Origin of the sequence: Nostoc sp. CCY0012 (assembly GCF_963920855.1) — a bacterium.
Taxonomy (GTDB): Bacteria; Cyanobacteriota; Cyanobacteriia; order Cyanobacteriales; family Nostocaceae; genus Cyanocohniella.
On record NZ_CAWUDM010000059.1, the window covers coordinates 1 to 16385 of the forward strand.

A 16385-nucleotide genomic window follows, 5' to 3' on the forward strand; every position below is an offset into this window, starting at 1 on the left:
ACTAGATATATCCGTTTCTTTGGGGTGTGACAGTTGTGGGTGCGGAATGTGGGTTGACAGTTTCAGTTTTTGGCGCGAGCCAGAAGTTCTGTTTGAGAAGGCACTCTAATCTTTGATGCTAGTTTCAAGAACTCAAGGATTTTGATGAACCAAAATGTTGGGTCTGGAAGATAAGCAACTTGGCCCTTTCGCACGGTGATGCCATGTCGGGCTGACGACTGGAATGCATGATGAAGATTATGCCAGCCTTCACCCAGGGTCAGAAACGCAACGAGCCAATGGTTTCGACTGTAATCGTTGGTTGTGAAAGGTTGTTCGCCCAGTATGTGGCTAAGTGAGTTGACGCTGGCGACACAGTGGAAAAGAACAGTCGTGCTGAGGAAAAAAGCGCCGAGATATTCAGACCCACCAATGTAATACGAAAGAGTACCAAGAGCAATAACGGGAATGAAGTGCAGACGATCAACAATCTTTAAAACCAGATTACTCTCAACATCAGTGGGAAGCTTTGATGGAAAAAACTGTCGAGAGAATAGCCATCCAGCTTGAGACCACCAGAATCCTTTTATGCTCTTGAAAGGCATATAAGGAGAATGAGGATCTTTTTCCTGGTCTGAACATTGATGATGAGCCATGTGATGAGCTTTCCACCAACTTGGCCCCATCTGCCCAGAGGAAGCAGCAACGATGCTGCCAATACATAGAACTGAGGTTGGAGCCTGGTAGCTCTTGTGGGTGAGTAGCCTATGGTAGATGCTAGTAGTTGCAAGCATTCGTACTACATATAACAACACGCCCCATAAAATAGCACTCCACGATAAGCCAGTAACAATAATTAGTAGTGATCCTAAATGACTGACTACAATCAAAATAGGGCCTACTATGTAAGAAATAATCGTGAACTGAGAGTACTGCTTCATTAATCTTGTAATATCCTTAAGCTTCTAAATAGAAATGCACACCATTTTTGCCACAGTTAAGCTTGCGGATAGCAGAACGCTCACCATACAATACTCAGCATTATCTACAGTATAAATCGGTCTATTAATTTTTCACATCCTTTGGAACATGATTGAATGGCACTAAGAAAAGCGGAAGCGATGTTCAGCCATTTGCGTCGCCATCAACGGCGAATCAGTAGCCGCAAGTCAACTGCCGCATTGCGCTATTTTGGTCAATATCAAGTTTTATAGCCGTAGCCGAAACCGAAAAACACTTACTTGAGCAAATTCAGGAAGTTCCCATAGCTGAGTACAAAACTCAACGTCTTAGATTAGCTAGGGCTGAAGCTCCTCGCCAACGCAAACATCGCCTTCACCATGACCCAATTAACGCAATACAAGTTCTGGTCAATCAACATACCGAACTGCTCTCTGTGCTTGATTCTTAACCTCTTAGATACCAATTAGATAGTTAGGGTTAGCGCGTCTCAATCAATTTTGTGTTCAACAACAGTTATAAATCCACTCAATTTACCATCTTGTGCATGAAATTTTTGTAAGGTTCTGATTCTTTGATTATTAGTAATTAAGTTGATAGTTTCTATTGCTAAGGTAATATTAGTGATTTTATCAGATACATTGATAATTATTAAATTCTCTCCAATTTCTTCAACAAGCATGAGAAAGTTACAATAAGGAGGATCGGGACTTTCAAAAAGTACTGTACTGTTACTCACTATTTTGCCGAAAAAATTGAGATTTTCTATTGTGCCATTAGAATATTTATTTTCATTAGTTTGAATCCACTGATTATTAACAATTTTTTGGTTTAACACTGATGTGAATCGTTCGATTTCATGAGCATCTTGATCTAGACGAGTCCAGTGTCCTTTCCAAGTGCCAACAAATCTTGGCAAAACTTTAAAGTTTTCTAATTTAATTTCAGTATGGATGTCAGAAAGAGGTAAATTCGTAACTGCTTTATTCATATTATTTGTTGTGAAAACTAATTTTAATTTTTTAGCGCCTGACGCTTAAAGGTCTTTAATTTTTGGATGCTAGATGCTTCTAGATTTTTTTCTTCTGCAAGCTGTTTTTCCTTTTCTGATGTCGTGAGTTTTTGTGCGATCGCATCCAACAAGACATCTGGTTTTTTAATCACTGTGCGTAAAATTATTTGAAATTCTTCTATCCAATACGCGATAGTGCTGGAACTATATATATCTGAATTGTAATTACATTTCAATAATAGTTGACTATTCATCTCAACAATATTCCAAGTTATTTCTCGCCGAGCAATGCCAATATAATTTGTAAATCCTTCAACTTCTAATCCCAAAAATTTTAGTTCAGTACCAAATTTATCCATACCAAACAATGCTGTAATTAATGGTGTCCGGCTGGGGTCGCGCTTAATATTCAGTTTCTTCAGCAATTGATTAAAAGGATAATTTTGATGTTCATAACCATTGATCAGCACCTTTTTCACATCGTTAAGATAGTCGATAAAGCTTTGGTTTTTCAGTCTAAATCGTAATGGTAAAACATTGGCACAATAGCCAACAAGGTCTTGACCATTTACATGAGATTGTCCAGCCACAGGCACACCAATTACTATGTCATCCTGAAGCGTAAGTTGATGTAGCAAAAGATTAAATGCGGCTAGTAAAGTCATAAACAAAGTACATCCATGCTGACTACTTAAGTTTTTTAACTCACGATAACAGGATGTATCGATAATCTGACAATGTTCAACTCCAGCGTAGGTTTGTACAGGAGGACGGGGATAATCTGTAGGCAATTCTAAAACGGGAATTGAATTAGCAAATTGGCTTAACCAGTAAGATTCATCTTTGGCTATTTTTTGTCCTTGGCTGTTTATATATTCTCGAAATTGTAGAGGTTCTTCAAGTTGATAGCGAGCACCCTGACATTCGGCGGAATATATTGTAGCTAAGTCTTTGAAGATGATATCAATTGACCAGCCATCAATAATAATATGATGAGCAGTAAGCACCAACAGATGCAGTTGTGACTCTAGTTTGAGAATATGGACACGCAATAAAGGCGCAATGCTGAGATCGAAAGGTTTATGTCCTTCTTTTTTCAGCCACTCAGCTACTTTAGTTTGGCGATCGCTATTCTCTAAATTTGAGAAATCAATTACAGGAACATCTATTTTTACAGAAGGTAATATCTGCTGAAAATCGCCTTGACTGCTGATCATAGTTCGTAACGCTTCATGGCGATTGACAACTTTCTGCACTGCTTGACACATTGCTTCTAAATCAAGTGACCCCTGTAATTGCAAACTTACAGATTCATTGTAGGCAATGGAACCTTCCTCACTCATCTGTGCTAAAATCCAAAGCTGTTTTTGCGCTTCAGTTAAAGATATTTTGTGCGCTGCTTCAGCTACAATTACCGCCTGTTGGGGTAAATCAGACAGCATTTGTGAGGCAGAGGGAATAGACACAGCTTCTCTAAATCCGCTTGAGTGTAATAGTTCTTGCCATTGAGAAGTAGAAAGTAATGGGTAAGATGGTCGCAAGTCACGATCGCAGAATCTCCACCACCCTTCAGTTAACCCAAATATTAAATCTAACCAACGCTGACGGGTTGTTCCTTCCATCAGTATTAGCAATCCGCCTGGAACTAATAGTTGTAATATGTGCTTCAGTGATTGTTTTAAATCTGTAGTAGCGTGCAGTACATTTGCTGCCACAATTACATCATACTGATGAGCCGCAAATCCTTGATTTTCAGGCTCTTGTTCGATATCTAAAATCTGATATTGTATGTATGGATAATCACTAAAGTTTTGCCTAGCTTTACCCATAAAAACAGGGGATAAATCGGTAAATACATATTCTGTTTGTGCGGCTGGTAGGTGAGGTAGGATATGGGCTGTTGTTCCTCCAGTACCAGCACCAATTTCTAGGATTCGCACTTTACGACGCTTGGGCAAATTTTCCAAGGCAATGGCAATTGTGTTTTGCACCAGAGTATTCATGATCCGCGCTACAGGTGAATCTTGATACAGCTTGGTTAAACTTGTGGAATCACCGTTGGGAAATAATAACTGTAGCGGGTGGCGTTTTCCTTGCAACACCTGGGCTAGTTCTTGTCCGCAACGCTGTAGTAAAAATAACTCTGCTTCTAAAGCTGGATATTCCTGTAGAATAGCCTTTTCCTGTGGTTCTGGAATTGCGGGGATTTGTAAAACTTCCCACTGATCATTAACTTGGCGGAGGATTTTTTCTTCCTCCAATATCTCCAGCAAGCGACCTAGTAGCCGTCGGTGTTGGTTAACTATTCCTAACTGTTCAGCGATGAATGGGAAGGTAAATTTATTACCAAGGTGAAATTCCCAACCCATTTGTTGGAAAGCTTTGAGAACGTAGGTGAGGCTTAAAGCTTCTAGTTTAGGTAATGCTTGTTGATAAGCTGCTAAGTCTTGCTGGACAATTAATTGATGGAATTGGGGCGTGAGGCGATCGCTAATTTCTTTCGGGGTGGGTAAAGTAATTGTTTCTGTTTTTTCGACTGAGGTGGTAGATCGGGCGCATATATCCGCAGATTGAAGCAAAAAACCACCTTGCCGCAATTCCTCTACACTCTCCTTGACTGCTGCAATTAGATAATCGATATCTTTATCGCTATGTGCAGTGGACAGAAAACAGTTACGCCCTTCCCAAATATAGATACCTTTTTCTAGTAAATGATAAAACAGCAAGTCTATATTTTCTGTGGAAGCAAACCGAAACAGAGAGCCAAAATATACTAACTCCATTGGTACGTTCTCTGCTTGAAAGTAAGCATTCAGCGTTGCAGCTAACTTAGATGTACTATGGTTCAATTGCTGTTGAAGTTTAATACCTTCCTGCTTGAGATGTTGTAATACTGCCCGCGCCGCAGCCATCGCCATGTGGTTTTTGTTAAAGGTGCCAGCAAAAAAGGTCTTTTCCGCTTGGGGATAGGAAGCATCACTGTAATTCCACTGTCCGCCGTCGATGCCATTCATGTAAGTGGCCTTGCCAGCTATAACCCCCATTGGCTGACCACCGCCGATAATCTTGCCATAAATGACGAGATCTGCTTCAATGCCAGAATAGGCCTGAAAGCCGCCCGGATGAATGCGGAAACCTGTAATCACTTCATCGAAAATCAAAGCGATGCCTGCGGTTTGGGTTAATTGCCGTAACTGTTGTAAAAACTCTTGGGGCTGTAAATTAGGACGGCGACTTTGTACAGGTTCTACTAATACCGCCGCTAGTTCGTGGGCATGAGTTTGCAGAATCTCTAAAGATTGGGGATTGCCATAATCCAGTACCAGCACATCGGCAACGGCTTGTCCAGATATGCCATTTGCTATTGGTACAGTACTTTCACCATTGGCGGCTCTGGCTAAAACTCCATCGAAATGACCATGATAAGAACCAGTAAATAAAGCAATTTTATTTCTACTAGTCGCTGTGCGTGCTAGCCGTAGCGCCGTCATCACTGCCTCTGTACCTGAATTACAGAATGTAACTCGCTCTGTATTAGTTAGTTCACAGATTAATTCGGCTACTTCTGCGGCTAGATTGGATTGGGGGCCGAGTTGTATTCCTTGCTGGATTTGTGCTTCTAAGGCTTGAGTAATAAATAGTGCGTTATGACCAAATAGCAGCACTCCAAACCCCATTGTGATGTCGATATACTCGTTACCATCAAGATCCCAAAATTTGGAGCCTTTAGCTCGTTCGCCAATGATGGGATAAACTAATTCTTTGATAGAAGGGCGAAATCCGGCTACGGCTCTGCTATCGGCAAGAATGGAGCGGCTGGCTGCTGCTCGTTGTTTGGATGATTGCGTTTTTTTGGTATATCGGGCGATTAGGGTTTTTAGGTGGTGTTGTTGGTGGGGGTTTAGTTCTTTGACTTGAGTTTCTGCAACAGGTTTTTGATTTTTTTTCTCACGCAGAGACGCGGAGGCGCAGAGAGAAGGAGAATTAAGGGGAGATGGAGTTATTTTTTCTGATGATACTTTTGTTGTGGTTCCACGTAGGGTCTCTAGTTGTTGAAACATTAGTTGAGACATCACTTGCAGCTGCTGTGACATAATTCGCTCTAGTGCTGTCTCTGGTAAGGTTTCTGTAGGAGTTGAAGTCGGTGTACTATCAATTTTTGGCAGAGGTGTTTTAGGGATTGGTTGTTTGGGCTGCAAGTCAGGTGGTGTGTTGGCAGCTATGTAAGTTGCTAGTGCTTCAATGGTTCGATATTCTTCAAATAACTGGCTAATGGCAATTTTGATGCCATAGGTGTTTTCAATTTTGGCTACAGCATCAATTAGGATGAGCGAATCAGCGCCCATTTCTAGAAAGGGTGTATAAACATCTACTTTTTCAGGGGATATTTGCAGTAAATTTCCTACTAGAGAACGTAATGTTACCAAAATCTGCTGTGGCGGGTTGGCGGAATGATTGTGGTTGTTCTCCATCTGGGAATACTCCTGCTTTTGGCCTTTGCGGTTCGTTATTTCATCTGTATTTTGTGCAACGTCTGGTAGCTCACTAGTTGCTGATTTAAGCCAGTAACGTTGACGTTGGAAGGGATAGGTAGGAAGCGATCGCTTATTTCTGGAATAATCTTGCTCAAAGCCTTTCCAGTTGATATCTACTCCTTGCATGTACAGAACTGATAAGCTGGAAAGTAGCACCTGCCAATCCTCTTGCCCTTGAACTAGGGAAGAAAGCCAAGTAGCTGGAGTTTGCTGGCATTTTTGACCGATTCTTGAAAGGATGGACTTGGAACCGATTTCTAAAAATAAGTTATGCCCCTGTGCCAATAAAGTATTTATCCCTGCCATAAATCTGACTGGTTCTCTGGTATGGCGTCGCCAATAGTTGGCATCTGGGGTATATTTAGGGGGCAGGATTTCGCCTGTTAAGTTAGAAATTAGGGGCAAGTGTGGAGTTTGAAACTGCACTTGGCTAGCTAAAGTTTCAAAGGCATCCAGCATTGGTTCTATTAATGGCGAGTGGAAGGCGTGGGAGACTCGCAACTGTTGAGTTTTGATTCCTTCTGCTTCCAAAGCAGTAACCACTGACCGGACTGGCGATCGCTCACCGGAAATGACAATATTCTCAGGGCTGTTAATTGTGGCAATGGAAATTGTTTGAGAGTACGGTTGAATTGCCGCTTTTACTTTGCTTTCAGGTGCAAATACAGCGAACATTTCACCAGTTTGGGGTAAAGCTTGCATTAATTGAGCGCGCCCAGCAACTAGTTTCAAACCTTCTTCGAGGCTAAATACTCCCGCCACACAAGCAGCGACATACTCACCCAAACTATGACCAATCACAACTTGCGGCGTTATTCCCCAAGACTGCCATAATTCAGCAAGGGCATATTCTAGAGCAAATAAAGCGGGTTGGGTGTAGGCGGTTTGATCTAAAAGTGAACTTTCCCCCTCGCTGGGATACAAAACTTCTAGTAACGGCTGATCCAAATAAGGACGTAAAATTTTATCGCAGCGTTCGAGGGTTTTTCGGAAAGTGGGCTGGGTTTCATAAAGTTGACGACCCATGCCTACGTATTGAGAACCCTGACCTGTAAATAAGAAGGCTATTTTTGGAGGCTGGCGGTTAACAACCTTGCCACTCAATAGTCCAAATATTTCTTTGTTTGTAGTTAAATTACTGAGGCGATCTGCTTTAGCAGCAGCGCTTGCGCTATCGCCCAATTGTTGATGTGACTCAGCTACAATTGCCAACCGATGGGCAAAATGCGATCGCCCTGTATTGGCAGTAAAACAAATATCCGCAAGAGATATGTCAGAATTAGACGCGACAAAATCTGCGTAACGCTGCGCCAATTCCTTTAAACCCGTCTCATTCTTGGCTGATAAAGCCAGCAAATGCAAAGGTCGCTCAATTCTTCCTCCCCTGCTCCCCTGCTCCCCTGCTTTCTTGTGCTGCTTCCAGAATCACATGACAATTAGTGCCACCAAAGCTAAAACCACTCACTCCAGCTAAACGGCGCTCGCTAAATTTAGGCCAAGGTTGGCATTCTCTAGGAATAAAAAACGGTGTTTTATCTAAACCCAGATGGGGATTTAACTGCTGCAAGTGTAGGTGGGGGGGAATTTCCCCGTGTTGGAGCGATAACACCACCTTAATTAAACCTGCAATCCCGGCTGCTGGTTCTAAATGCCCAATGTTTGTTTTGACTGAGCCAATTCCACAGCGTTGTTCTGGGGAACGGCCGGCCATTAATACCGCCTTGATTGCTCTAATTTCAATGGGATCTCCTAGAGGTGTTCCAGTACCGTGGGCTTCTATATAGCTAATTTCGGCTGGTGCAACATCAGCATTTTTTAGAGCTTGGCGAATCACAGCCTGTTGCGCTTTCCCATTGGGTGCTGTAATGCCGTTGCTGAGTCCATCGTGATTAACTGCCGAACCTCTAATTACTGCTAGAATGCGATTGCTATCTTTGATTGCATCACTGAGGCGCTTGAGAATTAAAATACCGCAACCTTCACCCCGGACGTAACCATTAGCACTAGCATCAAAGGTTTTACATCGCCCATCAGGAGCCATCATTCGGGCTTGGGAGAAGGTAATTGTCATATCTGGGGTTAGCATCAGGCTCACGCCACCAGCAATGACTAAGTTAGATTCGCCACTCCGTAAACTCTGACAAGCAGAATGAACAGCAACAAGAGATGAAGAACAAGCTGTTTCTATGGCCATACTGGGGCCATGTAAATCCAATAAATAAGATAAGCGATTGGCAGCAACGCTGAGAGTTAGACCAGTACCATGATGACTATTGATGTTAGATAAATCACTACATAAAAGCCTGCCGTAGTCATAATTACCAATGCCAATGAAAACCCCGGTTTGGCTACCTGCTAAACTTTCTGGTGCGATCGCAGCATCTTCTAAAGCTTCCCAAGCTACCTCTAACACCAATCTGTGCTGGGGATCTATGCGTTCAGCTTCGCGGGGAGAAATTTCAAAGAAGGCGGGATCAAATTGATCTACCTGATCTAAGAAACCGCCCCAACGGGTATTCATTTTTCCTGGTGTAGTTGGATCTGGATCATAAAAAGCATCAACATCCCATCTGTCTTTTGGCACAGAGGCGATCGCATCGACTCCATTATGCAAAAGCTTCCAGAATGATTCGGGATTGTTAGCCTTGGGAAAACGGCAACCGATGCCTATAATCGCTATGGGTTCCACTTTAGACCTTTAGTTCTGAACTATCACAACATCAAGAGGGATGAATTTATTTCACGCAGAGGCGCAGAGACGCAGAGAGTAAGAGTTGAAGGCTTCCTTCTGCCATCTGACTTTTATTCAAGCCAAAACTTGTAATTCCTCCGCTATATGCTCAGATAAAGCTTCAATCGTCGGGTACTCATAAACTAACGTAGGCACAAGTTGATATCCTACCCAAGCTTCTAAATCCCCAATCAAAACAGTTCCTTCTGCCGATGACAAACCATAACGTTGAAAAGGAATTTTTAGCTCAATTTCATTTGGCTGCATTTCCAAAAGTTCAGATAAATAGGCGATTAACCAAGCTTGAATATCTGCCGCTTTTAACCGTTCCTGATTTACCGTTCCTATATTAGTTGTGCTAATTGAATCTTTAATATCTTTGCGTGGTAGAGTTGCTACTAATTGGTTATACCGCTTCATCGCTTCAGTAGAATTCATACCTTGATATTGATTCCAAGCTTGCCACTGAATGTATTTGCGGGGATGCAAAATTGGGTTGGGTTCTTGTTCTTGACAATCTCCTTCTAATGCCTGTTTTTCTAAACCGTAAATCTCTAGTTGTAGTTTACCCTCAGGGATATTTACGTGATGAAAACGTACTAAATTAGACATGAGTTGAAATTCTACTTCAGTTTCATCTAAATCATGCCCATCTCTAACTAGATTATGTTTATAATCATCGCGTCCTGAAACTAAAATACAAAAATGCCTTTTAATATTATGTGCATTTTCATCAATGAAATCGCCTTGCCAGCGATAGGGATAAACTTGAGTACTCGGACGCACGTAACGCCCAATAATTGCTAGACGACGACGATTTGAGCGATTGGGCAGCGAACAATGCATTGTACTTTCAGTGAAGATAATCGCTTGTCCAGCTTTGACTGGTACTGCTTCTACTTGCCAGTCATTTTCATCAAATTCATAAGAAAGGGAGTATTGCTGTTCTTTTTGCCAAACTGTTTTATGGGCGCTGATACCAGCAAACACACCTTCAGATGCCGGAACACTACCTTTTAAGATTTTAAATATTTGCTGATGTGAACCATTAGCAAAACGCATACAACCGTTTTCTAAATCTGCATCTTCAAGTGCCACCCATACGGTTAAATTTATTGGGTCTTCATCTTGAGAATACACTAAAGTTTTCTTTTCAAAATCAATGTCACTAGATGTATAAAATTCTTTTGCTTGATGCCATTTGATTTCTCCTTGTCCGGGCATTTTACAAAAGACATTAGTATACCAGAGTAATAAATTTTCTCCAGCAATTTGGTTTAATCTTTGAATTAATTGAGGATTTTTAAATAATTCTGCTATTGGTTGATGAAACAGATGATGATCGCGGGGTGTTTCTAAATTAAGCACATTATTATAAAAGGTGATAATTTCTTGATTATCTGCCTCTTTGATTTTGCGGCTATTAGTCTCTAGACATTGTTGGACGGCAGTAATTTCTGCTGCCGAAAAAATATCCACTGGGCCAACCCATCCTTTATCTTGGAAATGTTTAACCTGAGCTTGATTTAACATAAATTTATCTCTTTTTTATAATATTGCTGTTAATTTTTGGGTTTTTTCTGGAGTCAATAAATCTAGTGTGTGATGCAAAAATTTTTGGCGACAAGTCTGACGCTGAATCTTGCCACTAGATGTTTTAGGAATAGTTCCGGTTTTTATTAAAACAACAGTATGAACTCTAATTTCATGTTCTACGGATACTGATTGGCGGATGTTACCGACAACTTCATCTATATTTAGCCGCCGCAGATAACTCCTTTCTATTTCTTGAACTACTACCAATTGTTGTTCACCCTTAAATTCCACTGCAAAAGCAGCCCCACAATTAGGACGCAATGCTGGATGACTTTTCTCTACGGTTAGTTCAATGTCTTGGGGATAATGATTACGTCCTTGAATGATGATGATATCTTTCAGTCGCCCTGTAACGAATAATTCGCCATCTTTAATAAAGCCTAAATCACCAGTACGCAGGAAATGTCTGGAAGTATCTCCTTTGAGGGTGGCTTGAAAAATTTGCTTTGTTTGTTCTGGGTTTTTCCAGTAACCTTGAGCAACGGTGGAACCTGATACCCAAATTTCCCCTACTTCCGAATCTTGGCATTGAGTGAAGGTTTCGGGATCAGCGATAGCGCAAGCGCTGCTGCTAAAGCAGATCGCAATTTGTGTATCAATCTCACTATATCCACATCCAACTAAGGTCTGTATATTCTCTTGGTCTGATGTCGCTTCTACTACCCGATTTTGTGCGAGTGCGTCTGCATCAACTTGCAAAAATACAGGGGTATCTTGTTGACGCACAGCCGCTACTTTCAAGGTAGCTTCAGCTAAACCATAACCGGGACAGAAGGCAGTTAAATCAAATCCACAGGGTTTAAAGGTTTCGGCAAAGCGTTGCAGCACATCTGCTCTGACTGGTTCGGCACCATTTAAAGCCATCCGCCAGCTACTCAGATTTAGGTTAGCTTTTTGCTCTGGTGTAATTTTACGTACACACAAATCGTAGGCGAAATTTGGAGCGCCTGTGTGAGTGCCTTTGTAGGTGGAAATTGCTTGCAACCATCGTGCTGGTTTATACAAAAAAGCCACAGGAGGCATCATGTAGCAAGAACATCCTTTATACAAGGGTTCGATGACTCCATAGATTAGCCCCATATCGTGAAAGGTTGGTAGCCAAGTGACAATGGTACTTTCGGCTGTGTGGTTCCATCCCAGATCGAGGTCTGCACAGTTGGATAGTAAATTGCTGTGACTTACCATCACGCCTTTGGGAGTACCTGTAGAACCGGAGGTGTACTGGAGTAATGCAAGGGTGTCAGGATGGATAATCGGTTGCTGCCATGATGATGCCATGTTTGCATTGATGCCATCGGTGGTTAGCCACTGCAACTGAGCTAAATCAGAAGTCTGCGCTAACCAATGCTGACTATTAGCCAAGACGGATGTAGTTGTGAGGGCAAAAGTCGCTTCTGCATCTTTGGCGATCGCCCACAGTCTAGATATTGATTGATTAGCGCGGGGAGGATAAACGGGAACAGCTACAACCCCAGCTAAGAGACATCCGAAAAAGGCAGCAATAAATTCTAAACCTGGTGGATATAGTAGTAAGGCACGTTGACCGATGGCGTTATGACTTTGAAGTTGAGCTGCGATCGCTCGTGCCAATCGTTCTAATTCCTGATAACTTAAAGCATCTGCCTCTATTTCTCCATCCTTAAGAAAGGTGTAAGCTTTCTTGTCAGGCTGATGCTGCGCTCTTTTTTTTAAAACATCTACTAGAGTAGAAAATTCCATGACATTATTGCCTTATTAACCTGCTAACTCCAGTAGAAAAGTTTTTCCCGATGCTTAGAAAAAGCCAGAAATCCGCCAACGGTAATGCGACGACGAGAACCTTCAACAGCAGAAACACGATGCAAAATTCTACCTGCATCAAACACCACTAGAGAACCAGCTTCAGGTCTGACATACATTTTGTCGTAGTCTTCCATAACTGAGGCGATCAGTTTACCGTTGACTAGACCATTTTTCCTAGTTCCGCCGTGTTCTTTATCCGGCCACTCTGTTTCTGACCACTCTAAATCATAGAGAACCAACTCGCCCCCAGCTTCAGCAGAACTGAGAACCACAAAATAGCTCAGATGATCATCTGGTTCGACTATGGTTTCCAAGTGACGATATCCAGGTGTGCAATGCAGAAACTGATTTTCAAAGTGCCAGCCCATATCTTGACCTGGCTCTAAAACTCGAATTGTAGTTGGAGTATAGGTGTAACCGTCGTTAGTCACAGGAAGTTCCACCGGACGACCGCCAGACATGGCGCTAAGAACTTCTGTTAGCCGAGTCTCAAAATCAATTCCTTGACTGAAGAGTTGGCGGCAATATTTACGAAAATCAACAGCTTCGTTGCAATATTGAGTTATATCGGCATCGCATACATATAATGCTGGGCCATAAATAAGAATATCGCCGAAAGGTGAGCCGGGAAATGGGCCTTTGCGCGTTAGTTGACTGACAACTTTGGATATATCTGCTTGGGAAAAGAAGTTCTTGACAACCACACCATGAATTTGGCGATCGCAAATATTTTTAATTCCCTCTGGATACTTACTAATTTCGCTAACATCCAACTCTAAAAAATTATATAGGGACTTAGCTACAGGTGACTGAATCATGATTTTCCCAAATACAAGTTTTGTGCCTCCTCTTGTAAGAGAACGCTTATGGTAGATACATCCCAGCTTATTTTTTGAACACCTGAGATGTATCAGATTTCAGATTAGAAATCTAGCAGTAAAATTTTAATTTTCACCAACTGCACTACCAATATGACAAGTGCTGCTACAATAGCTATCCATCATTGAAGCAAGCATTGGGTTGAGTTCATATTGGGTTTTCAGAGAATCGATATAGCTCTGCACATCCCCTTCCGAAACATCAAAGCCTTTATGTTTAGCAAATGCAGCAAGTTTTTGAACTGTACCTTGCACTTTGTCTTCTCCACTAACGTCTTTAAGTTCGCTGAAAGCTCTGGCTAAATCTTGACCACTTTGTGTTGTTGGTTGCATAGCCATCTGTGCATCTTCTGTGGCCATCATCTTCATAAACTCAGTAAATTTTGATATGGACATTTTGTTACTCCAATTTCATGACTGTTCGTAGTTTTGGCTTTTACCCAAATTTCCAAAAATTGCACAAATAAATCTGGCAGCTACCAGAAATTAATAGTTTTGGATTTTAGATAGATTAATTAGCCTTGCGGTTACATCTGTATCATGATTAACTTGTTTATATCAAGGACAGTTAAGACAGTTAAGCAATTTGTGGAAATTATTTACTGGACAGTTAAGACAGTTAAGACAGTTAAGAAGAAAAACAATTAAATATAAGTATAAAAGTTTATGATAGTAAATCAGCAGTAACACAAGATATTCTTAAATAATAATAAATAAATTTTTGCTTAAGTTAAGTGAGTTTAATTAAACGTAGGATGGGTGAGCGTAGCGTAACTCATGCTGGCCAAGGGTTAAATGCGGTATTAAAGGAATTTTACATCTTACAAATTATCAAGTAACGCACCATGCCCTATGATGAAGTGCGTTACGCTATCGCTAACACACCCTACGTATTTTTCCAAAAATCAAACTGGAATCCTATATATACAGAATAATCAAAAACTCCAGGGATGAGTTAAATGTCTTAACTGTCTTAACTGTCCAGTAAATAATTTCTTAACTGTCTTAACTGTCCTTGATATCAGCAAGGTAATCATGATAAAGATTTACTTTGAAAGCTAATTAAGATCATCCAAATTATAATAATTTATTAATATTTTTGTTTAATTGGCTACATAGGGTAATTAAGTGTAAAAAAATACAAGCTCTCATTTATAAACAATGACATACATTAAAAATGATTTGTGGCTGACAGTTGAAGCTAAATCCATCGACAATTATCCATACGGAGTTAACCAGATTTGCAAAGGTGAATTTGATGGAATGCTGATTAAGCAAGTCTTCACTCAAGAAGAAATGCTGAATGCTAAACATCAACTTAAAAATAGCAAAAAATTACGGAATCAGGTAAAATACGGTGAAACTTTTGGCACAGTCTTAGTAGAAAAAGTAAGTAATCCAGTCAAATACTTCCAAGATGTAGCAGTATATAGAACTGAATTAAACAAAATTTTTGCACCTGGTTATGAAACCAGAATTGAAACTTTATTAAGTAAAATCTCAGGGGGAAGAAAAGTAGAGATAGCCTCAGAAGATAATCAAACTTATGCACCAGCCCAAGTTAGATTTATGGAACCAAATAAGGGCGGACTTATCATTCATAAAGGTAGTCAAAATCTTCATCATCCACCATTTGATTACTTACGGCAAATAACTAGATTATATGAACATTTGAGTTATTTTTTAATAATTGATAAACCGGAAGAGGGGGGAGACTTAATAGTTTATGATTTGCCAGCAGAAGAAGCTAAAAAAGATTTGGATGATTTAGTTAAAAATTTAGCTTTTGAAAAGTGCGAAAAAAGATATATAAGCCCTGAAATTGGTGATATGGTACTTTTCCACGGTGGCCCGATATGGCATAAAGTGGCCGATATCAAAGGTCAAAATAGTCGCATTAGTATAGGTGGATTTGTTGCTTTATCTCAAGATGAAGAAAAAATATTTTATTGGAGTTAACTAAAGCTGGAAAGTTTGTGTCTACAATGATTTGTAGATTTTAGGCGATCGCCTACGGTGGACGGAACGCCATCGCACTTAGCAGAGAACATCAGCTAAAGTACAGACAAAAAAAAGCAATATGAATAGAAACCCTACTCAAGTGGAAATAACGATTAACAATTGGTTGACTTTTGATGCTGAGTCAACTAAAAATTATCCCGATGGTATTAATGAAATTTATCAAGGAAAAATCGATGGAATACTGCTAAAAGAGATTTTTTCTCAAGCAGAAATGTTAGCAGTAACCCATAAACTGGAAAACAAAAATTATCAATTAAAAACTGTAGGATATGGTACAACACTTGGCTATGTTCTAGCAGCAGCCAGCGGTAAGATTGATAAATATTTAAGAACAGCAGCTAACTTCAGGTCTGAGTTAAAGAGACTTTTTAACACAAATTTTGAAGCGAGAGTTGAAGCAACTTTAAGTCAAATGTCAGGTGGGAGAAAAATTGAATTAGCTAGAGAAGATGACGAGCGAATTTACACACCAGCTACATTCAGATTTTTACATCCAAATCGTGGGGGAATTGGTTTACATAGAGACAATGAATTTCTGGTACAGCCATCCTATGAATACTTGAATAAAGTTGCTAAGATGGTAAATTCTCTCAGCTATTTTATTATTGTAGATACGCCAGAACAAGGTGGAGATTTAGTGCTTTATGATGTGCCACTAGAGCAGTCTGAGACTCGAATTAAGGATTTAGATTTAGAAAAATGTCCGAAAAGAATTATAAACACAAACATCGGTGATATGATTCTTTTTCGAGGAGGAAATATCTTGCATCAAGTGACACCAGATGTGGAAGGGCAAAAAACAAGAATTACCATCGGGGGATTTTTAGCTATCTCTAAAGATGATCAAAAAATCTTCTACTGGAGTTGATAAAAGATAGAAAATTTATATA

At 40.5% G+C, this 16385-nt stretch carries 10 protein-coding genes; 2 read left to right on the plus strand and 8 right to left on the minus strand.

Annotated elements, in window-relative coordinates; genetic code table 11:
- Positions 1-62: 62 nt before the first annotated feature.
- The 8 genes from ACM0OS_RS17505 to ACM0OS_RS17540 all read right to left on the minus strand — a co-directional run bounded on the left by ACM0OS_RS17505 (position 63) and on the right by ACM0OS_RS17540 (position 13869).
- Positions 63-920: an acyl-CoA desaturase gene (locus ACM0OS_RS17505; RefSeq protein ID WP_414544474.1), complete on the minus strand. Its 858-nt coding sequence runs from the start codon at positions 918-920 to the stop codon at positions 63-65.
- A gap of 509 nt (positions 921-1429) precedes the next feature.
- Entirely contained in the window at positions 1430-1930 is a 501-nt protein-coding gene (locus tag ACM0OS_RS17510) for a hypothetical protein (protein ID WP_414544475.1), read from the minus strand.
- 23 nt (positions 1931-1953) lie between these two features.
- Positions 1954-7842 (minus strand): aminotransferase class III-fold pyridoxal phosphate-dependent enzyme, encoded by a 5889-nt coding sequence (locus ACM0OS_RS17515; protein ID WP_414544476.1) that lies wholly within the window; start codon positions 7840-7842, stop codon positions 1954-1956.
- Between the two features lie 13 nt (positions 7843-7855).
- Positions 7856-9175 (minus strand): type I polyketide synthase, encoded by a 1320-nt coding sequence (locus ACM0OS_RS17520; RefSeq protein WP_414544477.1) that lies wholly within the window; start codon positions 9173-9175, stop codon positions 7856-7858.
- A gap of 117 nt (positions 9176-9292) precedes the next feature.
- Positions 9293-10750, minus strand: coding sequence for an acyl-CoA-binding protein (locus tag ACM0OS_RS17525; protein WP_414544478.1), 1458 nt, complete (start codon positions 10748-10750; stop codon positions 9293-9295).
- 15 nt (positions 10751-10765) lie between these two features.
- A complete protein-coding gene (locus ACM0OS_RS17530; RefSeq protein ID WP_414544479.1) occupies positions 10766-12532 on the minus strand; it encodes a fatty acyl-AMP ligase in 1767 nt (588 codons plus the stop codon).
- A gap of 23 nt (positions 12533-12555) precedes the next feature.
- Positions 12556-13413 carry a hypothetical protein gene (locus tag ACM0OS_RS17535; protein WP_414544480.1) on the minus strand — a complete coding sequence of 286 codons (858 nt, stop codon included), beginning with the start codon at positions 13411-13413 and terminating at the stop codon, positions 12556-12558.
- A gap of 126 nt (positions 13414-13539) precedes the next feature.
- Positions 13540-13869, minus strand: a complete 330-nt coding sequence (locus tag ACM0OS_RS17540) for a hypothetical protein (protein WP_414544481.1) — start codon at positions 13867-13869, stop codon at positions 13540-13542.
- A gap of 765 nt (positions 13870-14634) precedes the next feature.
- On the opposite strand from ACM0OS_RS17540, the gene ACM0OS_RS17545 reads away from it, so the two are divergent.
- Together ACM0OS_RS17545 and ACM0OS_RS17550 are read left to right on the plus strand one after the other, a co-directional pair.
- Positions 14635-15432: a 2OG-Fe(II) oxygenase gene (locus tag ACM0OS_RS17545; RefSeq protein ID WP_414544482.1), complete on the plus strand. Its 798-nt coding sequence runs from the start codon at positions 14635-14637 to the stop codon at positions 15430-15432.
- 121 nt (positions 15433-15553) lie between these two features.
- A complete protein-coding gene (locus ACM0OS_RS17550) occupies positions 15554-16363 on the plus strand; it encodes a 2OG-Fe(II) oxygenase (protein ID WP_414544483.1) in 810 nt (269 codons plus the stop codon).
- Positions 16364-16385 lie beyond the last annotated feature (22 nt).